Source organism: Advenella mimigardefordensis DPN7 (genome assembly GCF_000521505.1).
Lineage (GTDB): Bacteria > Pseudomonadota > Gammaproteobacteria > Burkholderiales > Burkholderiaceae_B > Advenella > Advenella mimigardefordensis.
Genome location: NZ_CP003915.1, coordinates 4,227,434 through 4,252,074, shown reverse-complemented (window position 1 = coordinate 4,252,074; position 24,641 = coordinate 4,227,434). Strand labels below are relative to the sequence as shown.

General features: G+C 55.2%; 26 protein-coding genes. 18 read left to right on the top strand and 8 right to left on the bottom strand.

Translation table 11 applies throughout. The annotated features are described in order from the left end of the window. The first annotated feature begins 31 nt into the window (after positions 1-31). Entirely contained in the window at positions 32-1,657 is a 1,626-nt protein-coding gene (locus MIM_RS19525) for an acyl-CoA dehydrogenase family protein (RefSeq protein WP_025374448.1), read from the top strand. A gap of 9 nt (positions 1,658-1,666) precedes the next feature. On the opposite strand, the gene MIM_RS19520 is transcribed toward MIM_RS19525, so the two are convergent. From MIM_RS19520 to MIM_RS19505, 4 genes are all read right to left on the bottom strand, one after another. Then, positions 1,667-2,968 (bottom strand): NAD(P)/FAD-dependent oxidoreductase, encoded by a 1,302-nt coding sequence (locus MIM_RS19520; protein WP_025374447.1) that lies wholly within the window; start codon positions 2,966-2,968, stop codon positions 1,667-1,669. A gap of 133 nt (positions 2,969-3,101) precedes the next feature. Further along, complete coding sequence (locus MIM_RS19515; RefSeq protein WP_025374446.1) at positions 3,102-4,463, bottom strand: esterase-like activity of phytase family protein; 1,362 nt, start codon at positions 4,461-4,463, stop codon at positions 3,102-3,104. Positions 4,464-4,660: 197 nt separating this feature from the next. Continuing rightward, a complete protein-coding gene (locus MIM_RS19510; protein WP_025374445.1) occupies positions 4,661-5,104 on the bottom strand; it encodes a T6SS amidase immunity protein Tai4 family protein in 444 nt (147 codons plus the stop codon). After that, positions 5,101-5,595, bottom strand: a complete 495-nt coding sequence (locus MIM_RS19505; RefSeq protein ID WP_025374444.1) for a type VI secretion system amidase effector protein Tae4 — start codon at positions 5,593-5,595, stop codon at positions 5,101-5,103. Before MIM_RS19505 ends, MIM_RS19510 begins: the two co-directional genes overlap by 4 nt. Before the next feature lie 139 nt (positions 5,596-5,734). Between MIM_RS19505 and MIM_RS19500 the strand changes: the two genes are divergently transcribed. Further along, positions 5,735-6,664: a ZIP family metal transporter gene (locus MIM_RS19500; protein WP_025374443.1), complete on the top strand. Its 930-nt coding sequence runs from the start codon at positions 5,735-5,737 to the stop codon at positions 6,662-6,664. A 27-nt stretch (positions 6,665-6,691) separates the two neighbouring features. Here MIM_RS19500 and MIM_RS19495 read toward each other — a convergent pair whose 3' ends face one another. Continuing rightward, positions 6,692-7,069, bottom strand: a complete 378-nt coding sequence (locus tag MIM_RS19495; protein WP_025374442.1) for a COG4315 family predicted lipoprotein — start codon at positions 7,067-7,069, stop codon at positions 6,692-6,694. Between the two features lie 178 nt (positions 7,070-7,247). On the opposite strand from MIM_RS19495, the gene MIM_RS19490 reads away from it, so the two are divergent. The 5 genes from MIM_RS19490 to MIM_RS19470 all read left to right on the top strand — a co-directional run bounded on the left by MIM_RS19490 (position 7,248) and on the right by MIM_RS19470 (position 11,932). Then, entirely contained in the window at positions 7,248-7,874 is a 627-nt protein-coding gene (locus MIM_RS19490) for a pyridoxamine 5'-phosphate oxidase family protein (protein ID WP_025374441.1), read from the top strand. 200 nt (positions 7,875-8,074) lie between these two features. Continuing rightward, positions 8,075-8,797: a FadR/GntR family transcriptional regulator gene (locus MIM_RS19485; protein ID WP_245592777.1), complete on the top strand. Its 723-nt coding sequence runs from the start codon at positions 8,075-8,077 to the stop codon at positions 8,795-8,797. Next, on the top strand, positions 8,794-10,008 hold the full coding sequence (locus tag MIM_RS19480; protein WP_025374439.1) for a mandelate racemase/muconate lactonizing enzyme family protein: 1,215 nt from the start codon (positions 8,794-8,796) through the stop codon (positions 10,006-10,008). Before MIM_RS19485 ends, MIM_RS19480 begins: the two co-directional genes overlap by 4 nt. Positions 10,009-10,025: 17 nt before the next feature. Then, positions 10,026-10,793 (top strand): SDR family oxidoreductase, encoded by a 768-nt coding sequence (locus tag MIM_RS19475; protein ID WP_025374438.1) that lies wholly within the window; start codon positions 10,026-10,028, stop codon positions 10,791-10,793. A 179-nt stretch (positions 10,794-10,972) separates the two neighbouring features. Then, on the top strand, positions 10,973-11,932 hold the full coding sequence (locus tag MIM_RS19470; protein ID WP_025374437.1) for a tripartite tricarboxylate transporter substrate binding protein: 960 nt from the start codon (positions 10,973-10,975) through the stop codon (positions 11,930-11,932). On the opposite strand, the gene MIM_RS19465 is transcribed toward MIM_RS19470, so the two are convergent. Genes MIM_RS19465 through MIM_RS19455 form a run of 3 tightly spaced genes read right to left on the bottom strand, consistent with a single transcriptional unit; the run spans position 11,890 to position 14,589 of the window. Then, positions 11,890-12,819 carry an RraA family protein gene (locus MIM_RS19465; protein WP_025374436.1) on the bottom strand — a complete coding sequence of 310 codons (930 nt, stop codon included), beginning with the start codon at positions 12,817-12,819 and terminating at the stop codon, positions 11,890-11,892. The two genes, MIM_RS19470 and MIM_RS19465, sit on opposite strands and share 43 nt — an antisense overlap. Before the next feature lie 23 nt (positions 12,820-12,842). Beyond that, a complete protein-coding gene (locus tag MIM_RS19460; RefSeq protein ID WP_025374435.1) occupies positions 12,843-13,556 on the bottom strand; it encodes a PIG-L deacetylase family protein in 714 nt (237 codons plus the stop codon). 49 nt (positions 13,557-13,605) lie between these two features. Further along, the gene (locus MIM_RS19455; protein ID WP_042070597.1) at positions 13,606-14,589 is read right to left on the bottom strand and encodes a Bug family tripartite tricarboxylate transporter substrate binding protein; all 984 of its coding nucleotides are present in this window, start codon (positions 14,587-14,589) and stop codon (positions 13,606-13,608) included. Positions 14,590-14,724: 135 nt separating this feature from the next. Between MIM_RS19455 and MIM_RS19450 the strand changes: the two genes are divergently transcribed. From MIM_RS19450 to tauA, 11 genes are all read left to right on the top strand, one after another. Continuing rightward, entirely contained in the window at positions 14,725-15,654 is a 930-nt protein-coding gene (locus MIM_RS19450; protein WP_025374433.1) for a LysR family transcriptional regulator, read from the top strand. Between the two features lie 248 nt (positions 15,655-15,902). Next, positions 15,903-16,409 carry a hypothetical protein gene (locus tag MIM_RS19445; RefSeq protein ID WP_025374432.1) on the top strand — a complete coding sequence of 169 codons (507 nt, stop codon included), beginning with the start codon at positions 15,903-15,905 and terminating at the stop codon, positions 16,407-16,409. 71 nt (positions 16,410-16,480) lie between these two features. Then, a complete protein-coding gene (locus MIM_RS19440; RefSeq protein ID WP_144084693.1) occupies positions 16,481-16,915 on the top strand; it encodes a hypothetical protein in 435 nt (144 codons plus the stop codon). Between the two features lie 240 nt (positions 16,916-17,155). Then, the gene (locus MIM_RS19435; protein ID WP_025374430.1) at positions 17,156-17,953 is read left to right on the top strand and encodes a quinoprotein dehydrogenase-associated SoxYZ-like carrier; all 798 of its coding nucleotides are present in this window, start codon (positions 17,156-17,158) and stop codon (positions 17,951-17,953) included. Positions 17,954-18,033: 80 nt separating this feature from the next. Then, positions 18,034-18,885 (top strand): quinoprotein relay system zinc metallohydrolase 2, encoded by an 852-nt coding sequence (locus MIM_RS19430; RefSeq protein WP_245592776.1) that lies wholly within the window; start codon positions 18,034-18,036, stop codon positions 18,883-18,885. Then, positions 18,876-19,223, top strand: a complete 348-nt coding sequence (locus tag MIM_RS19425; protein WP_222836901.1) for a c-type cytochrome — start codon at positions 18,876-18,878, stop codon at positions 19,221-19,223. The genes MIM_RS19430 and MIM_RS19425 overlap by 10 nt, the downstream gene beginning before the upstream one ends. Positions 19,224-19,314: 91 nt before the next feature. Beyond that, positions 19,315-20,580 (top strand): NAD(P)/FAD-dependent oxidoreductase, encoded by a 1,266-nt coding sequence (locus tag MIM_RS19420; RefSeq protein WP_025374427.1) that lies wholly within the window; start codon positions 19,315-19,317, stop codon positions 20,578-20,580. A 269-nt stretch (positions 20,581-20,849) separates the two neighbouring features. Next, on the top strand, positions 20,850-21,242 hold the full coding sequence (locus tag MIM_RS19415; protein WP_025374426.1) for a nuclear transport factor 2 family protein: 393 nt from the start codon (positions 20,850-20,852) through the stop codon (positions 21,240-21,242). A 14-nt stretch (positions 21,243-21,256) separates the two neighbouring features. Next, positions 21,257-22,627 (top strand): NAD(P)/FAD-dependent oxidoreductase, encoded by a 1,371-nt coding sequence (locus MIM_RS19410; RefSeq protein WP_052342345.1) that lies wholly within the window; start codon positions 21,257-21,259, stop codon positions 22,625-22,627. After that, the gene (locus tag MIM_RS19405) at positions 22,627-23,439 is read left to right on the top strand and encodes a transporter substrate-binding domain-containing protein (RefSeq protein ID WP_025374424.1); all 813 of its coding nucleotides are present in this window, start codon (positions 22,627-22,629) and stop codon (positions 23,437-23,439) included. Before MIM_RS19410 ends, MIM_RS19405 begins: the two co-directional genes overlap by 1 nt. 163 nt (positions 23,440-23,602) lie before the next feature. Then, positions 23,603-24,637, top strand: coding sequence for a taurine ABC transporter substrate-binding protein (gene tauA / locus MIM_RS19400; RefSeq protein WP_025374423.1), 1,035 nt, complete (start codon positions 23,603-23,605; stop codon positions 24,635-24,637). Positions 24,638-24,641: the final 4 nt, after the last annotated feature.

The window sequence follows — 24,641 nt, the reverse complement described above, 5'->3', positions numbered from 1 at the left end:
TGTTGTGATCCACTTGCTTACGGAGGCTCACATGGTCACCACGACGTTCATGCAGCCGGACAATCAGGTTCCGGATCTGGAAAACTATAATCTATTCACTTGTGATCCGGCGCTGCACGAGGCACTGGATGCATTCTCTGCTGCAGAGGCGGCGCCGGCATGCTCAGGTTATGGCGAGCGTCTGGGTTCTAAACAGGTTTTGCAACTGGCGCAGCGCGCCAACTTGAACGAACCGCAAGCGGCCATTTTTACGCGCACCGGCGAACGACAGGACGCGGTCACCTTCGATCCGGCCTGGCATTCTCTGCTGGCGATGCTGTTTGAGATGGGTGTGCATTCTGCCGCCTGGCAGAATGGCCAGCATGTGCGGCGGGCGGCCTTGTTTTATCTGCATGCACAAACCGAAGCCGGCAGCCTGTGCCCGGTCACCATGACTTTTGCGGCGGTTGCGGCGCTGCAGGGCATGCCCTTGTTAGGGCAACTGGCGCCCTTGCTATACAGTTGTGATTATGACGGCACCAATGCGCCGATTAGCCAGAAACGCAGCATGATGATTGGCATGGGCATGACCGAGAGGCAGGGCGGGTCTGATGTGCGCAGCAATACCACGTATGCCACGGCTATCGGTCGTGCAGAGCCGGTCTATGAACTGCATGGGCATAAGTGGTTCTTTTCTTCTCCCATGTCAGATGCGCATCTGGTGCTGGCTTACGAGCAGGAGCAACAAAGTTGCTTTTATGTACCGCGCTGGCGGCCGGACGGCACCCGCAATGCGGTGCATATTCAACGCTTGAAGAACAAGCTGGGCAACCGCTCCAATGCCAGTGCAGAAGTAACCTTTGACGGCGCCTGGGCGTTACGGGTCGGGGAGCTGGGTGCCGGCGTTCCTACCATCCTGCGCATGGTGAATCAGACGCGGCTCGATTGCGTACTGGGCAGCGCCGGCCTGCTGCGCCAGGGGCTGGTGCAGGCCATGCATCACGCCCGCTATCGTATGACATTTGGCAAGCGGCTGGCTGATCAGCCCCTGATGCAGTCGGTACTGTGCGATCTGGCACTTGAGAGCGAAGCGGCCATGTGGCTTGGCCTGGCGCTGGCGCATGCTGTGGCGCAGCAGAACGATCCCGTGCAGAAGGCCTTTTTGCGCTTTGTTGCGCCGGCGGCCAAGTTTTGGGTATGTAAGCGCAGTATTGCGGCCATTGCCGAATGCATGGAGGTCTGGGGTGGTAATGGCTACGTTGAAGATGCGCCGCTGGCGCGATTGCTGCGCGAGGCCCCGGTCAACTCCATCTGGGAAGGCTCTGGCAACATCATGTGCCTTGATGTTTTGCGGGCGTTTGCTCGGGATGCCGAGGGGGCGGTGCTGGTGCTGGACCATCTTGCTGATGACTGTGGCGCCGATCCGGTGCTGGCGCAGGCCATGGCGCAGTTAAAGCAATGGCTGTCGGAACCCGCCAGCATACAGCAGGCCCGCGCACGCGAAATCACGCAGCGCCTGGTGTTGCTGGTACAGGCCACGCTCCTTTATCGGCACGCGCCGCCATGGATGGCAGAGGCGTTCGTACGCGCACGTTTTGAAGAAAGCGCAGGTGTCATTGGCGCTTCCGTCTATACCGATGCGGTGGCGATATTGGAGCGGGCCTATCAACCTGCATAAGCTCGCGGCTTAGTGCAACTTGACTTTAGGCGTGCTGCGTTTGAGCAGCAGCCGACCCAGGGCCACCGAACCGGTACGCGCAATACCGAGAATCGCCATGTGGTGCATCAAGTGCAGGCTCATATACATCAGGCGTGCCAGCAAGCCTTCAACAAAAAGGCTTTTACCGGTAAGCACGCCCATCAGACTGCCCACACCCTTGTTGTGTCCTACCGACACCAGCGAGCCGTAATCCTTAAATACGAATGGCTTGCCGCTGCTCTGCGTCCCTTTTATGCGAGCGCTCAGTTCACCGATCAGATAGTCTGCCTGCTGGTGCGCCACCTGCGCTCTTGCGGGCAGATAGCGGCCGTCCTCCCATTCAACCTGGGCACAGTCCCCCATGGCGTAGATCGCCGGATCGCTGGTGCACAGGGTTTTGTCAGCAATAATCTGGTTGATTTTATTGGTTTCCAGACCCAGTGTTGTAAGGAATGCAGGTGCCTTGATGCCTGCGGCCCATACCGTCAGATCGGCGGGATACTGATTATCGTTGGAGTCCGTGAGGCTTTTTTCCTGTACGGAGGAGACCAGCACCGACGTCTTGACAGTAATGCCACGTTGCTTGAGCAGTTTTGTCGCTGCGGCTGATGTTTTTTCGGGAAGCGCCGCGAGAATGCGCGGACTGCCTTCGAGCAGCGTAATGTGAATATCGTTTTCAGGATTCAGTTCATTGATGCCATAGAATCCCAGGTTTTTTCCAGCCTCAAGCAATTCTGCTGCCAGCTCAACGCCGGTTGCCCCGCCGCCGACAATGGCAATATTCAGCGATTGCGAGGAGTCGGTTTTTTTGCGCTGATCGGCCGCAATCAGCTCACGCAGAAATTTCAGACGAAATTTTTCGGCCTGTTCCGTGGAGTCCAGCGCGGTTGCGTACTCTTCGGCACCCGGCGTGTTAAAAAAATTCGAGCGGCTGCCGACGGCGAGCACCAGTGTGTCGTAGGGCAGGTCCCGGGCGGAAAAGACTTCTTCACCTTCGTTGTAAACCGGTTTGACATGAATCGTGCGCGCGTCCCGGTCGATACCGTCCACTTCGCCTGGCACGAAGGTAAAGCCATGGTCTTTGGCCAGCATGGCGTAAGACAGCCCTTCACGGTGAATGTCCAGCGTTCCTGATGCCACTTCATGCAGCGATGGTTTCCAGATGTGGAATACGCCTGCATCTACCAGATAAATGTGTTTAGGGCCGAACTTGCGTCCGAGCTTGGTTGCCAGTTCCAGGCCGCCCGCGCCACCGCCTACTATTATGATCTTGTGTTCCGATATTGGCATCGCAATTTCCTGAAGTTTCAGTTGAAATAAAACGAACTTGTTTTATTCTAGTGGAAAAACATCAGGACGGGCAGATAAAAGGCCAGCCTTCGCATTTGAAGGCCGGCCCGGGTGCAGCGGTATCGCAGAGCGATTATTTAGCCTGTATCAGCTCAGGTGTTTTCAACAGGATGAGTTCATTGTCATCCTGCTTGTTGGGTTCACGACTGGATGAAAACGGGAAGTTGTTATCGTTGCCTACCACGATGTGCTCGCTATCGACCACATCAACGTTTTCAATGGTAAAGAACGGGAACTGCAGTACGCCGTTGGTCAGTGGCTTGCGTGCCACTTTGCCAGGATCGGCGATGTTCAGCAGATCAATATACGCGACTTTGCGCACAGCCTTGCCTGCATTGTCAGGACCGAACTGCACTTTGTAAACACGTTTGAACTTAGGCAGATCGTCGAAGCAGGTTTTGGGATCTTCGCCTTTTTTGCAAGCCTTGTCAGGCGTGCCTTCGCCGTTGTCGCGTTCAATGATCAGGCCGCTGGTGGCATCAATCATATTGAAGTCGCCAATGGCGTGGTGGCCGGCTTCCAACGGATACAGCCATGAGCGTCCGGTCCATTTTTCCGCAGCAACATCAAACTCAAGAACGCGCAGTACAGTTTTGCCATCGGCTGATTCCCAGGCTTTTTTGTCGCCCTCCCAGACCGCACCTTCGAGCAGCGGATACAGAAATTTGCCGTCGGGAGACGCAGCCATTCCCTCGAATCCCTTGGAGCGCTTCAGGTTAACGCCTTTATAGGTTTCTCCGGGTGCGCCGGGCGTTGCGACCTGATAATGATCAGGAGATTGAATTCTACGACCCTCGACTTCTGTTTCGAAGACGGCCTGCACCTTGCCATCAAGATCAGCCTTGATCAGAAACGGGCCGAATTCTTCACCAATCCACAGCGTGTCGCCAATAATCTGAAAGCTCTCGGTATCAAAGTCGGAACCGGTGAGATAGCGTTTCTGTGTACCTTCGTGAACGATGCGAAACGGTACTTTCTTATCAGGGTCACTCAGAAAGATGGATTTCAGATGCTTGAACTCACCGGATTTCCAGTCGATTGAGTATTGATTCAGATACAGCATGGAATCTGGAGAGTTCGCTTTGTTGCCGGAACCGTTATCGGTGACGATCCAGACGGTGCCGTCTTTCATGACCTGAATGCCGGAGTGGCCTTGCAGTGGCTGGCCGGAAATAGGCAGACTGATGCCGGTTTCACGACCGTTGGATTTGCCCATGACAGATGCCAGCTTCTCAACGCGTTGGCGTGTGGTGTATTTGCCCGCAGATTTGAGGTCTTCAGGGGCGTCATCCGGTGCCGCAATGGTGCTGTTGGCCGGCAGGATGGCGTGCCCTTCAAGAACGGCCGGCACTTCGGTTTGTGCGAGCGCAATGCCGCTGGTGGCGGCCAGACCAAGCGCCAGTGCCAGCGCTGAAAAACGGAATCGGAATGTCATGTGATGCTTCCTGCATGAGATGGGAAAGCCGCAAGAATATAGGAGCAGTATGACAGGTTTGTGTAAGGCCATTTGATGGCAGTGGCATACCGACAGTCATCGTGTATGGGAATATGAGTCTGACTTGGGTCCGGTTGCATGCAGAACGAGCAGTCTTGCGTATTGCGCCGACCCCCAAGTGGCCGGGCGCCTGATCGCTACTGTTTTTTTATGTACTTGCCCGCCAGCGCATCCAGTTCGCTGCTGTTGAACAGATCAATGCATTTCATTGATTCGTAGCTGCCGCCGGTAGAGCCGCTGCGCGTGGTGGTTTTAAGAAATTGCTCAACCAGCGCCTGTGCCGCTTCATTGGCCTCAAGCGGAACAGTGGAGTATTCCAGATAGGCGGCAGCGGTGTTGCTCCAGTCTTCTTCGAGCGCCGTGCTGCCTGCCTGTTTGCTTAGCGTGGCGCCGCAACGGGCCAGGGTCCAGTATTTGAACAGCTTGATCTGGTTATCGTAGCTTTTCAGTTCCTGTTCCGGGAGCTGAGTGAACGATTGCATTTGACCTGCGGGTTTGGCTGCATCTGCAGCGTGCACAGCGCCGGCCGTCACCATGCCGGCGGCGCACAGTATGGTTGCAAAGAATGCTCTGCTGTTCATTTCAATTCCCACAGATAAGCTTTTTCAGGCACGAAGGTGCCATTATCCGGATCAGCGTACAAATGGCAGGAATCGGAGCACTGTGAACCATTCCATAGTGTGACATGGCCAGCGGCATCGTCCCAGCCATGACCCTTGACGACCAGCAATCCCTTTTTGCCGGCCAGTTGCGCCGGGGTAGGCGCGCCATTGATGACGAAGTCGGCCTGACCGAATGAGCTTTCCAGAAAACGGATCATATCATTGACGCGATACATATACCATTGACCATCGGCGCCACTGCTGGCTGCGTAGCCGGAACCATGCGGCGGGATGGGGACGCCATTGCGATTCAGGACATAGCTCATGCGGATCGGGCAGGCGTTGCGAAAAATCAGACTGTCGGTATTGAATTTGACCTTACCACCAATCAACTCGCCCACCATTTTGACGGGTTTGTTTACTTGCGCAAACGCGTTCCACGCGTTGTCAAATTGTGGTCTGGTTGCCATCGGGCGATCTCCGGTCTGTGAATGTGGATGAAGGCTAAAGTTTCGCATATTGTGATTGCAATAAATCTAAATTGCACATGTCATTTTGTTACTATGTGTTTGATTGTCCGCATCTGATTTTCGAGGTATCAGGGTAAAAATGAACACAAATGATATTGCTCAGTCGTCGTTATGGCAGGCCTGGATGTTGCAGGCTCGAAAGAATCCGCGTGTGACCGCCGGCCTGCTGCTGGCGGGTTTGTGTTTGTTGGTATTGCTGGTGGCCGGGACCTATGGTGCCCTCACGTCGGTTGAAGGTACTGCCTTTAAATATGCGCTGATCGGCGGTTTTGCCGGATTCGGCTCCACCGCACTGGGGGCGCTGGCTGCCTTTGGTTTACGCAGCGTCCCGGTTCGTACTCAGGATACGATGCTGGGGTTTGCTGCTGGCATGATGCTTGCCGCCAGTTCTTTCTCTTTGTTACTTCCGGGGCTGGACGCAGCACAGGACATCACCGGCAGTGCTCTGCTGGGATCCATGGTCGTGGTGCTGGGGTTGGCATTTGGCGTACTGCTGATGCTGGGCCTGGATTATTTCACGCCGCATATGCACCAGGAGTTGGGCATGCAAGGCCCCGAGTACAAACGGCTGAGTGGCGTCTGGCTTTTCGTGCTTGCCATAGTCCTGCACAATTTACCCGAGGGGATGGCGATTGGCGTGAGTTTTTCCAAATCCGATATGTCAGTTGGGTTACCACTCACCACTGCGATCGCCATTCAGGATATGCCGGAAGGCCTGGCCGTGGCGCTGGCCCTGCGGGCTATCGGCATGCCAGTAGGGCGCGCGGTATTACTTGCCGCCGCCTCGGGCATCATGGAGCCGCTGGGCGCCATCGTAGGGCTGGGGATGTCCAGCGGTATGCCGCTGGCCTATCCGATGAGTCTTGGGCTGGCCGCCGGCGCAATGATATTTGTGGTATCTCATGAGGTCATACCGGAAACGCATCGCAATGGCCACCAGACGTTTGCCACCATCGGGCTGATGGCCGGGTTTGCGGTCATGATGTTTCTGGATACTGCGCTGGGCTGACCGCCACCCGGCAAAGAATGATGATGATTACTGTTTGATGACGTGCCAGACGTCTTTGACGCCGTCGCCGGTCATGTCACCAGGCTTGCTGTCCTTTTTGAACAGGTATAGCGGTTCTCCTTTATAGGTCCATTGTGATTGGTTGTCATCGCGTTTGATGACATCGAAATCGCCGAATTTCTTATCGGCCTCAGTGGCCATCAGGGGTGGCCAGTTTTCCGCGCATTGACCCGTGCATGCACTTTTGCCCGGGGTACCTTTGTCCTTGTCAAAGGTATACAAGGTCATGCCTTTGCTGTCGACCAGCATGCCATTTTCTGTTTTGGCCGGCGCTTCCGCCGCCAGGGCTGCGCTGCCGATTATGCCTGCACCGGCCAGGGCGCAGGACAGCAGTGTTTTTTTCATGAGTGTCTCCTTGAAAGTGTTCGCCGCCGCCGACGATACATTGCAAGAATACGCCTTATCGGATTAATTGCATATGGCATGCTGCCCATCGTGCCGGATATTTTTTGTGCCGATCGGTCGCGTAGTATAGTAGAGCCTCGTTTCCTTCTGCATATCGCTTGTTTCGGAGAATTTGTTGATGACCATTTCTGACCCCCACCGCATTGGCAGCATCGAGCAGTTGACCGGTTTATTTGGTCAGCCCGGAGAGGCGTCATTGAAAAAGGAAGTGGACCATATCCATCCACTGTACCGGCCAATGATAGAGGCCTCCCCCTTTGCCATTCTTGCCACCAGCGGCCCGGATGGTCTGGACGCATCACCGCGTGGCGATCCGGCCGGTTTTGTTCAGATTGAAGACGAACACACCTTGTTGCTGCCCGAAAGACGGGGCAATAATCGCATTGATAGTTTGCGCAATCTGATCGCCGATCCCCGTCTGGCCATCCTGTTTCTTATTCCCGGTTTGGGTGAAACGTTGCGCGTGAACGGTACTGCGCATATCAGCGTCGCACCGGCCTTGCTGCAACGGCTGGCCATGCATGACAAGCAGCCACAATGTGTGATTGTTATGAACGTGGAGCGGGTGTATTTTCAGTGTGCCCGTGCCATTCAGCGTTCTGGTTTGTGGAATCCGGCGCCGCAGCGCGACCAGTTGAATGTGCCGACAGCAGGTACCATTCTGGCCGGGCTAACCCAGGCGCAGATTGACGGTGAAAAATATGATCGGGAGTTGCCGCAACGACAGCGTGATACGTTGTATTAATGTTCCCGGGCTTAACTTCCCGAACGCCTGACAGCGCCTTTTCTCTATACTCATTTCCCGGGGTGCCTGACAGCGCCTTTTAAAGTCCCCGTTGCGTCGGAGGCTCCGGCTTTTGGCGGAATATGCGCTGAACCTGTTTATCCGCTTGTATCAGGGTAACTACTGTTTATTTCAATCATCATACGTATTATGATTGAAATATGATGCCACGACAAACAATACATGATGACGTTCTGAACCGACTGGGCGCGGATATCTGCACCGGCGTATATGCGGCCGGTACCGTGCTGCCGCCGGAACCGGACCTGTGTGAGCTGCTGGGAGTAAGCCGGATTGTGGTACGGGAAGCGATCAAATCGCTCAGTGCGCGTGGGCTGGTGGTGGTACGTCGTCGGACCGGCACATTGGTGCAATCGCCTGAAAACTGGCAACTATTTGACCCCAAGGTTGTTGTCTGGCGTGCCAGCGCCGGCATGGTCGATGAAAAATACATTGCTGATTTGATGGAACTGCGGCGCGTGATTGAGCCGGCCGCTGCCCGGTACGCGGCGCAACGGGCCAGTGCGGAAGATATTGTGGCCATGCGCCAGCATCTGGAGGCTATGGCAAATGCAATTGATGGCAAGGGCGAATATGTACCGGCCGATCTGGCTTTCCATGGCGCCATTCTGGATGCCTGTCATAACCAGTTTCTGCGCCAAATGCAGCAGGCGATCAATGTGATTCTGGAAGTCAGTTTTGACTTATGCATACAGGTACCGGACGGACCCGCCCAATCGCAGCCTTTGCACGAGGCGCTGCTGGCGGCCATTGTCGCGCGCAATCCCGCGCAGGCAGAAAAAGCGGTGCTGGAAATTATCGAGCGTGCAGAAAACGATTTGCATGCCAGTGTAAAGACATCTAATGGACAACAATGGTCATGAAAATAACCAAAATTGAAACGCTGCGTACCAGGGAGTTTTTTAACGTGATCTGGGTACGTATTCACACCGATAGCGGCGTGGTGGGACTGGGAGAAACGTTCTATGGCGCTGGCGCAGTAGAAGCGCACATCCACGAAACCCTGGCCATTCGTTTGCTCGGACAGAATCCGCTGCATATCGAGGCCCTGCACAAGGAAATGCTGAATCTGCCCATGGCGCAGTCCAGTACCGGGGCGGAGTACCGGGCAGCGTCGGCAATCGACATCGCACTGTGGGACATCTTTGGCAAAGTCTGTCAGCAGCCTGTGCACCAGATGCTTGGCGGCCTGTGCCACGACAAGATCCGGGTGTACAACACGTGTGCAGGCTACAACTATGTAAGAGCGAAAAATATCAAGCCGGTATCCAACTGGCAGATTAACAAAGAACAGGTGCAAGGTCCTTATGAAGATCTGGACGCCTTCATGAATCGTGCAGATGAACTGGCGCTGGATCTGCTTGAACAGGGTATCACGGCGATGAAAATCTGGCCGTTCGATCCACCGGCCATTGAGAACAAGGGCTTGTTCATTGATGCCCGGCAAATGAAAAAATCACTGGAGCCGTTTGAAAAAATTCGCAAGGCGGTCGGCGACAAAATGGACATCATGGTGGAATTTCATTCCCTGTGGAACTTGCCCACTGCCAAGGAAATCGCGCGCGCGATCGAGCCGTATGCGCCGCGCTGGTATGAGGATCCGATCCGCATGAACTCGCCTCAGGCGCTGGCAGAATATGCCAGGTCAACACCGGTCTGGGTGTGCGCAAGCGAAACCCTCGGTTCCCGTTATCCATACAAGGATATGCTGGAACGCGATGCCGCGCATGTGGTCATGGTTGATTTATGCTGGAGCGGTGGCCTGACGGAAGGCCGGAAAATTGCTGCCCTTGCCGAAACCTGGCATCGACCATTCGCACCGCACGATTGTATTGGGCCGGTGGGTTTTGCGGCTGCAATACATTGTTCGTTCAGTCAGCCTAATACGCTGATACAGGAATCGGTGCGTGCCTTTTACAAGGGCTGGTACAACGAACTGGTTACCGCAGTGCCGCGCATTGAAAATGGATTTGTGTTCCCGATGGAAGGACCTGGCCTGGGCGTGGAACTGCGCGATGAAGTATTTGAGCGGGATGATTTGACAGTTCGCGTCAGCACCCCGGAATCACTATAAAGGGGAGAGAAAAAATCATGTCTGAATTATTCAGTTTAAAAGGCAAGACAGCACTTATTACGGGCTCGTCGCGGGGGTTGGGGTTTGCCTTTGCACAGGGACTGGCCGAGCATGGCGCCGATGTCATTCTGAATGGCACCCGCCCCGACGGCCTTGAGAAAGCGGCACGGCAACTGACAGAGAAAGGCTTTCGCGCCGATACACTGGCCTTCGATGTTGCCGATGAACAGGCGGTGATTGCTGCGTTTGAAACGCTGGATCAGCAGGGTCGGCAAGTGGATATTCTGATTAATAACGCCGGCATTCAGCTCAGAAAGCCGCTAACCGAGCTGGCTGCAGCCGAATGGCATCGCGTGGTGGACACTAACCTGACCAGTGCTTTTCTGGTGGGACGTGAAGCGGCAAAACGCATGATCGCACGTGGCCAGGGCGGCAAAATCATCAATATCGGATCGCTCACCAGCGAGTGCGCGCGTGCCACGGTGGCGCCTTATACCGTTTCCAAGGGTGGCATCAAAATGCTGACACGTGCAATGACAGCCGAGTGGGCAGCCCATAAGATTCAGATCAACGCCATCGGCCCTGGTTATATGGCAACCGATATGAACGAAGCGCTGCTCAGCAACCCGCAATTTGACGGCTGGGTCAAAAGCCGAACGCCTGCCGGCCGCTGGGGCTTGCCCGACGAACTGGCGGGCGCCGCAATCTTTCTGGCCTCCAAGGCTTCGGACTATGTGAATGGTCAGATCATTTATGTGGATGGCGGTATGCTGGCAGTGCTGTAAGGGCGCTAACAGTGAGGGCCTTAACAGATAAGGCGGTGCATCAGATAAGGCGGTGCGTCGTTGCATATCGAGGTGAGCAGGCAAAACGGATATGCTGCGGTGACCCATGAAAAATACGAACACGGGATAGAAGGCAACCGCCGTCCGCCCCGTGACTCGTAAACAGGAAGGAGACAAGAATGAAATTGACACACTTAGTAAAGCTGCTTGTTGTCGCCGCGGTCGGCATGACCTGCGCGCAGGCGTATGCCGACTATCCCGACCATCCTGTCGAGTTGATTGTGCCTTCGTCTCCGGGTGGCGGCACCGATTTAATGGCAAGGGTGATTGCCGAGGTATCGTCCAAATATATGCCGCAGCCATTTGTTGTCAGTAATAAACCTGGCGCTGGCGGCGGTATCGGCATGGGTGAGGTACGGCGTGCCAAACCGGATGGGTACAAGGTAGCTGTACTTATCTCGGAACTGGCGATTTTGCCGCATTTGAAGATGATCCCTTTTACGGAACAGGATTTTGTGCCGATTGCACGGCTCAATGGCGATCCCGGTACGATTGTGGTGAAGTCGGATGCACCGTGGAAAAATGTACAGGATCTGCTTGCTGCGGCGAAGCAGAAACCGGGAGAAGTGTCCCTGGGCAATGCCGGGGTTGGCACCATCTGGCATCTGGCTGCCGCAGCGATCGAACGCGATCAGCAGGTGACCTTCAATAATATTTCTTTCCAGGGGGCCGCACCCAGCGTCACGGCGTTGCTTGGCGGGCATGTACAGGCGATTGTTGTCAGCCCGGTGGAAGTCAAACCTTATATAGAATCAGGCCAGTTGCGTATGCTGGGCGTGATGACAGATGCGCGCCTTGCCGGAGAATACGCGGCCGTGCCGACATTAAAGGAAAGCGGAATCAATGTGACGGTAGGTACGTGGCGTGGATTGGGCGTACCCAGAAATACGCCTGACGATGTGGTGGCGCGGCTGCGTGAGGTGAGTAAGAAAATTGTGGACGACCCAAAATTCAAGGATGGCATGGCTCACGCCAATCTGGCCGTGTCATATCAGGATGGGCCTGCGTTCGCTCAATTTATGGCGCAGCAGTCCGACTATTTCAAGGGTCTGATTGCAACGGTGGACATGAAGAAGTAATCGCCGTGCTTATGGCGAATGTGATACACCGGCTGGCATACCTGGCTCACTTGGCATACCCGGCAAACCAGGCAAACCAGGCAAACCAGGCAAACCAGGCAAACCAGGCAAACCAGGCAAACCAGGCATGTCCAGCGCCAGGCGCGATGTAAGGTACGCGCCTGGCGGTATTTTGCTTTAGTTTTTTCCTTGAAACGGCTGACCATGGCTGCCAGGCTGTCGTCGTCCGCAATGGCCCCTACGTTCCTGAGGGTCTGCTCCAGCCAGCCATAGATAAGATTGCCGCTGGCGATATCGTCTCTGCGTTTTTGTTCGGTTGCGATCTTTTTTTGCGCAGCATCCAGCACTGTATCAATGTCCTGTCGGGGAACGATGACCACGCCATCCTGATCCGCGCAGACCAGATCGCCGGGGCTGACCGTGACGCCACCCACCGACACCGGATGGCCGATGCGACCCGGAAGACTTTTGCTTGGCCCATTTGGATTGCTGGCGCAGGCAAACACCGGAAAAGCGTTTTCGCGCAGTTCGCTGCGATCCCGTATGGCACCGTCCACGACCACTCCCCCCAGGCCCGCAGCAACTGCATGGCTGCACATGAGTTCACCCATGAGAGCGGCACGCGTGTCCGCCTGGCCGTCGATGACCAGTACATCACCCGGGCGGGCCAGCACCAGTGCGGCGTGAATCATCAGGTTGTCACCCGGGCGTACCTCGACCGTGAATGCCGGGCCGCATAATTGCATATGTGAAGCGAGTGGCTGAATCCGTCCGTCCAGGGCGCCGCGCCGACCGGCAGCATCGGCCAGAATGGATGCTGCAAACTGTCGCGCTGTTTTAATCTGTTCTGCAGAGGGGCGAACGAAATGGCTGTTGATCATTGTCATGAATAGTCTCCTGATGCCACCGGTCAAAAGGCGTCTGCGACGCGCGGATAAACGCATTGGTAGGCTTCAGCATACTTTATTTTCTGTCCACTGTTGCGCGCCGCCTGTGCGCCACGTTGCAGGCCGACGCGTGTGTAGTACTCCCACAGGTGCTCTTGCGCATCCATGGTTTTGAACGCTTCATATTTTTTCTCCCACACAGATGAAATATCCAGGAACATCTCGGGCTTCCACTCGCATTGTTCCGGCTGGTGGGGTTCAAACAGAAAAACCGGGGGCGCGCCAATAACCGGCACATCGGGTCGGTGGCCATGTGCCTGCGCGATCACACGCGCCTCCAGCGCCAGGTGATTGGCAAAGGGGTGATCGAAATTATAGGGATCGCGAAACGAATGGGTAAGGACAAATTCCGGTCGCAATGAACGATAGCGGTCGGCAATACCCATGAGAATCTCATCGCTGACCCGCAGCGGGTAGTCACCACAATCCAGAAATTCGACCGATGCCCCCAGAATGGCCGCCGCCTTTTCTGCTTCGGCGCGACGCACCTGCTTGACCGCGTCAAGCGTGATGGTCGGGTCTTTCCATAGTTTGGCCGACTCTCCGCGCTCGCCAAAAGACAGGCATAAAATATGCACATTCCAGCCTCTGCTGGCGTAAAGGGCGACAGCGCCGCCCGCGCGCCACACGAAATCGGCGGCGTGAGCACTAACAATCAATGCGGTTTTTTGTTGCATGACAAACTTCCGTAAAATGCGTTGCGATTTAAAAGCGTAGCGGCAATGCTCAGTCCACTTTGATACCGGCGCTCTTGACCAGGTCGGCCATGGAAGCGCTATCCTTTTTAATAAAGGCATCAAATTGTGCAGGTGTACCCCCGGCAGGTGTGGCGCCCAGCTTGGCCAGGCTCTGAATAATGTCGTCTTTTTTCAGGGCGTTGTTCAGCGCACTGTTGAGCTTCTCTACTGCTGCGTCCGGTGTGCCGGCCGGGGCGACCAGTCCCCACCAAACGGTCGCATCGGCCCCCTGTACTCCGGCTTTTTCAGCCGTTGTCAGATCCGGCAGTAAAACGGTAGGCTTGCTGCTCAGGACAGCAAGCGGGCGCAGTGCGCCGGATTTGATATGAGAAATGACTTCCAGTGGATTGATCGCCATGAACGACAGGCGTCCGCCCAGCAAGTCTGTGATGGCCGGTGAACCGCCTTTATAGGGTACATGCAAGGCCTTGAAGCCCGCTTTGCGCAGCAGTAATTCACTTGCCATATGGCCCGAGCTGCCGGTGCCGGCAGTGCCGAAAGTGAGCTCACCGGCATGCTGTTTGCCATATTCAACCAGCTCGCCCAATGTTTTGTATGGTGAGTCTTTGGTAACAACTACCACCAGTGGCGCATCGCCGATTTTACCGATGGGTGCAAATGCCGTTGCCGGGTCAAAGTCCAGTTTGGCATACAGGGCTTTGTTGGTGGTGAGAGTATTGGATGCCATATACAGGGTATAGCCATCCGGCTTGGCTCTGGCTGCATAAGCCATGCCGATATTGGTTCCGCCGCCCGGACGGTTGTCCACAATAATGGGCTGCTTCAGTTCGTCGGACATGGCTTTGGTCACAATGCGCGTGACAATATCGACGCCGCCGCCTGGAGAATAGGGAACCACAACGGTGATGGCATGGTCGGGATAATCGGCGGCAACGGCGGCGGTTGCGCCGCTAAGAAGGGCTGTTGTGGTCAGGGCAAGTGTGATGCGCCTGCCGGGATTAGAATAAGTCATATCGAGTCTCCTGATCGTTATATAGTGCCGTCATACACTTGACTGCTGGCACGGGGGATAACGGATATTTTCCCCCAGCAGACTTATATGGTCTAATATTATTTAAATCTTCTATTTATATGATTTTCGAATAGCATGGATTTCAGGCAACTTAATTATTTTGTGGCGGTGGCCCAGACGCTGAGCTTTAGCAAGGCGGCACAGCGTCTGCATATCAGCCAGCCGCCGCTGAGCCAGCAGATCAAACTGCTGGAGCAGGATCTGAATGTTCAGTTGTTTGATCGCACGCGCCGTTCGGTTGCACTGACCCACGCCGGTCGTCTTTTCTATCGCGAGGCGCTGGCCATCCTGGAACGCTATGCCGGTGCCAAAGAGCTATGCGCCTGGACGCTGGACGGTAAGGTTGGGAAATTACGTTTGGCATTTACGGCATCCGTTCCCCTGTTCGAAGATTTTCCCAAACTGATACAGGGCTTCACGCGCCTTTACCCTGGCATTGAAATTGATCTTCAGCATATGTCGACGGGCGAGCAGATTATCGCGTTGAACGACAATGACATTGATATTGGTTTTTTACGACCTGCGCTCAATTTTCAGCCGCCGCGCAGTATCCAGACCCTGGCACTATGGTATGACGAGCTGATGCTGGTCACGGCCGGGCAGGAGGATTCATCGCTTGTGCCAGAGCCCGTGCCCATCGACACTCTGGCCGATGAGGATTTTATTCTGTTTCCCAGTGCGCTGGGTTGCGGTCTGTTCGAACATATTTCCAGCATCGCGACGGCAGCCGGGTTTGTGCCGCGAATCGTGCAACAGGTGCGGGAAAACAGTACCACGCTGGCCCTGGTGGCGGCCGGACTGGGGGTATCCATTGTGCCCAGTATCTACCGCAAAAGCAGTCCACCGGGCGTTGCTTTCCGAGCCATCACCGGCGCCCGGGTGGATTCGCGCATTGTCATGGCGACCATGGCCAACCGGAATATGGCCTCGCTGCAGTTGTTCCGGGACTATTGTCATGAACGCCAAACAGCAGCAGCCGGTACACAAAATAGGCAAGCAGGATAACTGTTACGCCTGGTAATCGCGCTGTTTTGTGGCCAGTGGCACATGGTCTGCGCCAACATCTGATTACAACTTCCTAACGGTTCTTGATGTTCAATCTGTGTCTGATGGCAATATAATGTGCTTTATCAATAAATCATCATAAGTACATGATTTTGCACAAATTAAATGTTTTGCATGACTTTTCATCCCTTGTGTTCAGGGCGCCTCCGGAGCACTCAGGCTGCACGGCGTATCTGTGTCGCCTCCGGATGGCGGTCAAATTGCTGGGAATGTCACTTGTGATGGGACTGGCCGGTTGCCAGTCGCTGGTGCTGGAAGGCTCGTCGGCGGGGGCGGGGATCGCCGGCGCTGCGCTCGCTCAAAAAGTCACGGATAATGCTGCGGTCACCACTGGTATCGGCGTTGGCGTTCAGGCGGCCACCCGCTCCGCTGTGCAATATGTGCAGCGTGAAATGCATGGCTATACTCAGGAAGTGATTGCCACTGCCGCAGGCGGCCTGAAGGAAGGTGACGTGGCCAACTGGAAGTCGATTCACTCTATTCCGATGGAACCCAATGAGCAGGGGCGCGTTACCGTCAGTCGTGTGATCAGTCAGGGCTTGCTGGAATGCAAGGAAATTGTCTATTCGGTAGACAGTGAAGAAAATTCAATGCCGCGTAATGAGTTTTATGTAGCCTCGATCTGCAAGGACGGCCCGCGCTGGGCCTGGGCCACGGCGGAACCGGCGGTCAGTCGCTGGGGAGCGTTGCAGTAATGCGCCTAAGTGCCAAATTTGCAATTGTCATAGGCAGCGTTTATGCCTCTGCCTGTCTTACTGGTTGTTCGATGCTTGCCACGTTGCCGGGGATTACTGCCGGTGCTGCAACCTCTTCGGTAACCGGCAATCCCGCTTGGGGTCTGACGGTCGCAGTGGCCACCAACGCAGCGGTAGATGCCGGTGTCAAATATGTGATGAAGCGGTTCAGTGCAGCGGAACAGCAGGAAATCGCAAATGCAATTGCGCAGAGTGTTCCCGGCGAAGAGCGGCGCTGGCAGGTTGAACAGCCGATCCCTTACGGCAATAACAAGGGTCGCACCATTGTGGTAAGTGAATCGGTCAATGCATTGACGACCTGCAAAAAAGCCCTTTTTTCAGTAGAAGACATAGTCGACGACAAACCCACAGAACATTGGTACACGCTGGATGTGTGCAAGAACGGACGGTACTGGCTGTGGGCCCAGGCAGAACCATCGGTGCATCGTTGGGGCTCGCTGCATTGATCAGACCATGGGCGCGGCAAATGCAATAACACCCCGCACGTGTTCTCCGTTATTTTTCCTCTTTTTCCTGCAATCTGTACGTTCCTGTTTCCCCTTGGAAATTAGATGTATATTGTCATAATAATCACGGTCCGGCCCGTCTGGAACCGCAATAAAATCACACTATAAAAAAGTACCTCACGCGCCAAGCGCATAGAGGTGAAATACAGAGAACGGAACATGTTCATTAAGGAGGTTCACATGTTACGCAAATCAGTCATGATGATCAGCTCTGCCATGATCATCGCACTGCCTTCGCCCGTGCTGGCCGGCGTGAATGCTCCTGAGTGGGATAAGGTCAACAGCAGTTTTTTTGCCGGTAAAAAACTGGAGGATGGCCCTTTTATCCATATTGAAGCGCCTAAAAGGGCGGCCAGCGGCGCACAGGTACCGTTTGCGTTTTCCATAGACTATCCGTCCACCAAGGACGACTATATCAAGAACGTAACGGTGGTTGTTCCGGAGAATCCTGTACCGCTGACTGCTGTCTTTCACTTTACGCCGGAAAGCGGCAAGGTGGATGTTGCGACCCGCATTCGGCTAGAGGTAGATGATTACGTTCACGTTGTTGCGGAAACAAGCGACGGTCGCTATTTTCGCAACGCCGTGCCGGTCAAGGCATCGGGCGGCTGTGGCGGCACAGTGGGTGGCGATGCTGACGCCGCCAGAAAAACCGCCGGACAAATGAAATTGGCTGCAATTGATCCCGTTCAGGCCGGCAAGCCGGCACAGGGGCGTTTGATGATACGCCATCCCATGAACACCGGTCTGCAGCGCGACCTGATGAGCCAAGGTTTTCGTCCGGCCTATTTCATTAATAAGATAGACGTTCGCTTTAACGATAAACCGGTCTTGCAGGCGGACACGTACATTGGTATTAGTGAAGATCCGAATTTCCGGTTCTTCTTTGTGCCCGATAAAAGTGGGAAACTGACCGTATCCGCAGAGGACAACGAGGGCAAACGCTTTAGTCATGAAACCGAAGTGACCGTGCAATGAAGCGCCCCGGCATTTTTCGGTGCGTTGTGTCATGCGTGTTAACCGTGGCCTGCAGCCTGGCCACTGCGGAACCGCTGCTCATGCATGAAGTGGCCCCGGGTGTGTATGTACATCAGGGGGCGCATCAGGATTTTGATGACGCTGATTACAAGGGTGATATTGCCAATATCGGATTTGTGGTTGGAAAAGAAGCGGTGGCGGTGATTGATACCGGTGGCTCCTATGATATCGGCAAGTCGCTGGCGCAGGCTGTGGCCAGGGTCACGCCTTTGCCGATCCGCTATGTTATCAATACGCACGTGCACCCCGATCATATCCTGGGCAATGCTGCGTTTGCTGATGCCAATGCGCATATCCATCCGCAGTTTGTGGGGCATGCCCAACTGGCCGCAGTCATGTATGAGAGTCAGGACACCTATTTGCGCGAAGCACCGGCTCGCGCTGACGGCGGCAAGAACACGATTGTCATGCCAACGATCAGGATAACCGAACCGCAGCGGCTGGATCTGGGCAACCGAAAGCTGCTGCTGCAAAGCTGGCCTGCTGCGCACAGCACCACTGATCTGACAGTGCTGGATGAACAGACAGATACACTATGGACCGGCGATTTGCTGTTCACAGAACGCACGCCATCCGTTGATGGGGACATCAAAGGCTGGATCCAGGCGATCGACACCCTCAAACAGAAGCCGGTGGCGCTGCTGATACCTGGGCATGGCCCCAGTCCGAAAGACCAGGCCGCGGCCTGGGATGCACAGCGACGTTATTTGCAGACTCTGCAATCGGATATTGCACAGGGCATCAAAAAGGGGCAGGACATGAGCGAAGTGATGCAGCACGCGGCCGCGCAGGAGAAGGATAAATGGCAGTTGTTCGATATTATCAATCCGCGTAATGTAAACCTGCTGTTTCCGAAAATGGAATGGCAGTAGGGCTGAGAATGATGACCGGGACGGCTATTACTACGCGCTTATGGATTCTGGCATTGCTGTTGGGCAGCACTGCGGCAATGGCGAAGACCTCACCATCTGAGTTGCATATCCGAGTTCTGGCCGCGTCCTGTGCGGCCTGCCATGGTACCAATGGCGTCAGTGTATCAGGCAGACCCAACCTGGCAGGCATGCCTGCTGCGCAATTTCAGTCGCGCATGATGGCGTTTCGCACCAGCAAAGCCGACCACGATGTGATGACGCAGCATGCCCGCGGCCTGACCACAGATGAAATTGACCGCCTGGCTGCCTATTTTTCGACTCTGCCTGTGCCCAAATGATTGGCGTATTTTCTTGCACTATTGCAATTGCAATAAATAACGGAAGCCATCACGGCGTGCAGCATTCCAGTATACCGATGGGACAACAACGATGAAGCGCAGGGAATTTATTAACACCTTGGGAGCCGCCTGGCTGGGCACCAGTGTCTGGCCATTGAGCGCGAGCGCCGCGCGCGGCTTGCGGCAGGCCCGGGTTGTTGTTGTGGGCGCAGGCTTTGCCGGTGCGACAGCGGCAAAGTATCTGCGCATGTGGAGCCAGTATCACTTGCCGGTGACGCTGATCGAACCCAATGCGCAGTTTGTGTCCTGCCCCACCAGCAATTTGGTTCTGGGTGGATCAGTACAGCTGCCCGCTATTTCCCACTCCTACGAAAACCTGACCCGCAAGCATGGCGTGACCGTGCGCCAGGAAAAAGTGCTGGCTGTCGACGCGGACAGAAAGCAACTGCGTACGGCAACCGGGCGGATACCTTATGATTATCTGATCATGGCTCCGGGCATTAGTTTTGATTATTCGCAGTTGCCCATGGCACAGACCGATGCGGCAAGGGAGCGCGTCCCTCATGCCTGGAAGGCCGGCCCGCAGACCCAATTGCTGGCCTCACAATTGCAGGGGATGCGCAAGGGTGGCGTGTTTGCCATTACGGTGCCGCCACTCCCGTATCGCTGTCCTCCCGGGCCCTACGAGCGGGCCTGTCAGGTGGCGTGGTATCTCAAACAGCATAACCCTACGGGCAAGGTGCTGGTGCTGGATGCCAATCCTGGAATCACCTCCAAGCGGGCGCTGTTTGAACGCAACTGGGCCGAGCAGTACCCCGGTCTGATCGACTACCAGCCCAACAGCGAGCTGGCGGCCATTGATGTTGATACCGGAACCGTCAGAACGGTTTTTGATACCTGGAAGACCGACGTATTGAATGTGATCCCGCCCCAGACTGCCGGCCAGCTGGCGCTGGATACCGGCCTGGCCAACAGCGAAGAACGCTGGTGCGATGTGGATTTTGTGACGTATGAATCACGCAAGGTACCGGGGATTCATTTGCTGGGTGATTCGGTCGACTCGGGTCTGCCCAAATCGGCGCATATCGCCAACTCCCAGGCCAAGGTATGCGCCAGCAGCATGATTGCCCGACTGGCCGATGCCCGGCCTGATCCACTGCCGGTATTTGCCAATACCTGCTACAGCTATGTGGATGACACGTCGGCTATGCATGTAGCGAATGTCTACCGCTACGACGCGGAAAAAAAGGACATGATCTCGGCCGAAGGCGGCGGCCTGTCCGCGCATCCATCCGAAGAGGAAGGCGCCGATGCGCGTTCCTGGGCGAAAAATATCTGGAACGATACGCTGGACTGACTGGACTTATTCGCGTTCATTGCTCGTTTTGTATTCGCTTTTCCTGTGTACCGATAACGCAGCGCACAATCGGTGTGCGCCCCATGCATCATCGTTGAGCAGGCCGCTGCGCTGCATTGCCGGTTTGCTTTGTGCTGGCGCACAAATGCTTCATGGTGGCTCAATACAGTCGGTAGCATCTGGACTCAACGAAGTCCGGAAACTGGATCTAGACCGCGGGGCGAACTTCTTCTATCTTTGATTGAAATATCAAAGCAGGAGAAAACAAAATGAATAACGCGGTAAACATCCAGACCCTTGAAGCCTTTTCCCAGGCGTGGAACGACCATGACATTGAAGCGCTGATGTCGTTCATGCATGACGATTGTGTTTTTGAGACCGTGGCTGGCGATCAGGTTTGCGGTAACCGGATCGAAGGCAGGGAAGCGGTAAGAAAGGCTTTTCAGGCGGCCTGGGAAAATATTCCGGATGCACAATGGCGCAACGGCCGACACTGGATCAGTGGCGACCGTGGCGTTTCGGAAACGACATTTACCGGTACGCAAAAGGACGGCGCACGGATTGAAGCCAATATGGTGGATCTGTTCACGTTCAGGGACGGAAAAATTCTCGTCAAGAATGCCTTTCGCAAGAATCGTCCTGCGATTGTGGTCGAAAAATAGGCGGGAGCATCATCATGGCTACTTTGATGCACGCATACGATCCGCTGTTCGATCCGCTTACCGATGCGCCGGCCCAGAGCCAGCAGTACGCCCCTACGTACTGGGTGGCCACGGCAGGTGAACCGCCACCCGATGATGGCCCGGCACTCGACGGGCTGATTGCAGATGTGGTCGTGGTGGGTTCCGGTTTTACCGGTCTGTCGACGGCGCTGCATCTGGCTCAGGACTATCACGCACAGGTCGTGGTGCTGGAGGCAAACGCCGCTGCATGGGGATGCACCAGTCGCAATGGCGGACAGGGACAGAATGCGATGGGTCGCCTGTATCGTTCCCAGTGGATTGCCAAATGGGGAGAGCAAACGGCCAAACGACTGGATGCCGAAATACGTTCGGGCTTCGAGTATTGGGAGTCACTGGTCGCGCAATTCGATTGTGATGCGCAAACGGGTGGTCACCTTTACACTGCGCATCGCGACAAGAAAATTGCTTTTCTGCGCAATGAAAGCCGGGTGATGAATGAAGTCTTTGGCTACAAGACGCGCATGCTCAGCCAGGCAGAGCTGCGTGAAGAATATGTGAACGATCAGGAGGCCAGGGCGGCACTGTGGGAACCTCAGGGTGTTGGCGTGCATCCCCTGAAGCTGGCTTTTGGTTATTTGCGACGCGCACGGCAACTGGGCGTTAAGGTGCACACGTCCAGTCCGGTCCTGAAAGTGGAAACGCGTGATGGCCTGCACCATTTGCATACGCCTGGCGGTATTGTGAAGGCGCGCAAGGTGGCATTTGCCACGGGTGGTTATACCACGCAGGGTGTACACACGACGACACGCTCCAAACTGATGCCGATCCAGTCCAATTCCATGGTGACCCGGCCACTGACAGCACAGGAGCGGGCCGAGGCGGGTCTGAAATCGACGGTGTTTATTACCGATACCCGGACGCTGCGTTTTTATTATCGGCTGCTGCCTGATGGTTCAGTGCAAATTGGCAGTCGCAGTGCGATTACCGGTAAGGATGCGGGCAATCCCAAACATCTGGATTTGCTAAAAAAAGGCCTGTACCGCAAGTTCCCGTCGCTCGAAGGTGTGCCCATTGCATACAACTGGAGCGGGTGGGTTGATGTCAGCCACGATATGATGCCGCGGATTGTGCAGCCCGACCCGTCTTTGTCGCTGTATTACTCCTTCGGCTATGGTGGGAATGGCGTGTCTTCTTCTGCATGGGCAGGGCGACGTCTGGCGCAGCGTATTGTGGGACAGGACGGAGCGCAATGGGACCTGCCCATCTACAATTCGCCGCTTCCGGGGCATCTGTTCGCGCCTTTTCGGCGTCTCGGACAGGCCATGCTCTATCACTGGTATTACCTGAGAGATGAGGTGATCTGATGGATTTTCGGCACCGTTCACGTCGCAATTCGATCAGCCTGGCACTGGCTGCCTGCGCTTTTCTGATACTTTATGCCGCGATGCCGCCAGGTATCCGGGCCGCGCAGGCTGAAACGCTGACGGTTGCCACCGACACCGCCTATTTGCCATTCGAGTTCCGCGAGAATGGAAAATACGTGGGATTTGATATGGATCTGCTCGACCTTATCACACACGAAATGGGCGTGTCCTATACCCTGCTGCCCATGGATTTTTCCAACATCTTTGCGAATCTGACTGCCGGCAAAGTGGATATGGCCATTGCCGGCATCACCATTACGCAGGATCGCGAACGCAGCATGGATTTTTCTGATCCTTATTTTCGCAGTGATATTTCCCTGGTCGTTGCCAATGACAATACCGCTATTGATCGCTTTGCCGACCTGGCCGGTAAACGGGTTGGTGTCAAGCGCGGTACCGATGCGGCAGATTATGTGAATCGCTTGCAACCGCCGGCGACAGTGACCTATTTTCAGAACATGGATGCCGGCTTCCCGTATCTTGAAGTGGCCGCCGGCAGGCTGGACGCGCTGGTTCATGACACGGCAAATGTGCGCTATTACAGCCAGAACAAAGGGCAGGGTCTGGTAAAGGTAGCAGACACCGTAGCCACACCCAATCATTTCTATGCAATAGCGATGCCCAGGAACAGTGCGCTGACGCAGCGGGTTAACGCGGCACTGCGCAAGGTGATCGAAACAGGGAGCTACGCCAGCATTTATCACAAGTGGTTTGGCGTGGCACCCGATCCGGCACAGTTGATGCTTCGCTGACTATGCCACAAGCAGGACCGATAGAAATACTGGAGGCAGACATACCGCAGCAAGAGAAGTCCCCTTAACAAGTGCAATACGAGCAGCTTCATCGCAAAACATCCCTGCGCCCGCATGGCGCACTTACTACAACGTTGTAAACCACCCCTTCGTGGAGTCAAACATGAAAAACATATTTCTGAAAACAGTGTTGTGCACCTCGGCAACCGTGGCGACGCTCGCCTGGTCAACCCACGCAGCGGCGCAGGAAGAAGTCACCGTTGGCTACCAACAGATCGTCGGGCCGTATGTATCTGCCATTGCCATGAAAAAATTCGACGAACCGCTAAAGGCTGCAGGCTATACAGTTAAATGGCGCCAGTTCAGTTCGGCAGGGGATATTTCCAGCGCACTGGCGTCCGGCGGCATTCCTATCGGGGTGCTGGGTTCTACCGGGATCGCGGCGGCGGCAACGCGCGGTGTGAATATGCAGCTGTTCTGGATTCTTGACAACATCGGTCATTCCGAAGCGCTGGTCGTTCGCAAGGAGTCGGGCATCAGCAAGCCGGAAGACCTGAAGGGCAAGCGCATTGGCGTACCGTTTGTGTCCACCTCCCATTTCCATTTACTGGTCGCGCTCAGCAAAGTGTGGAAAATGAATCCGCGCGATGTACGTATTTTGAACATGCAGCCGCCGCAAATCGTAGCCGCATGGCAGCGCGGTGATATTGATGCTGCTTATGTATGGCCTCCTGCATTGACCACGCTGCTTAAGGATGGCACTGTCCTGACGGATTCTGAGGAAGTGGGCAAGGCCAGTGTGCCGACGTTTGACGGTATTGTCGTAGATAAAAACTGGGCACAGAAAAATCCAAAATTCATGCAGGCCTACACCAAGGTGCTGGCACAGGCCTATGACGACTATAAACAGCATGGCGCGCAGTGGCAACAGGACAGTCCCGAGGTCAAAGGTATTACTCAGATGATTGGCGGTGAGCCCAAAGATATTCTGGAAGCGATGAAAATGCTGGTCTTTCCGACCGCGGCTGAGATGGCCTCCAATACCTGGCTGGGCGGTGGTGCCGATTCCGGCGCAGTCAAAGCGTTGACCGAAAGTGCTGCATTTCTTAAAGAGCAAAAACAGATTGACTCGGTGCTTCCGGACTATAGCGGCTTTGTGAATGGCAGTTGGGCAGAGCAGGCTGCCGGACAAAAGTAATTGC